1 protein-coding gene is annotated in these 203 nt (G+C 68.0%); it reads left to right on the top strand.

Annotated features, from left to right (window positions below; translation table 11 throughout):
- The coding region (locus IE94_RS38820; RefSeq protein WP_157849480.1) for an AMP-binding protein at positions 1–203 on the top strand (203 nt) is incomplete at both ends.

The following is a 203-nucleotide window of genomic DNA, read 5'->3' as shown; positions in this document are numbered from 1 at the left end:
ATACGTCGGGGTCGACGGGGCGTCCCAAGGGTGTGGTGGTGTCGCACCGGCAGGTAGGCAGGTTGTTCTCGTCGACGGGGGGCTGGTTCGGGTTCGGTCCGGGTCAGGTGTGGACGCTGTTCCACTCGATCGCGTTCGACTTCTCGGTGTGGGAGCTGTGGGCGCCTCTGCTGCACGGGGGGCGGCTGGTGGTGGTGCCGTTC

Source organism: Streptomyces violaceorubidus, from assembly GCF_000717995.1.
Taxonomy (GTDB): Bacteria; Actinomycetota; Actinomycetes; order Streptomycetales; family Streptomycetaceae; genus Streptomyces; species Streptomyces violaceorubidus.
This window is presented reverse-complemented; position numbering and strand designations above follow the sequence as displayed.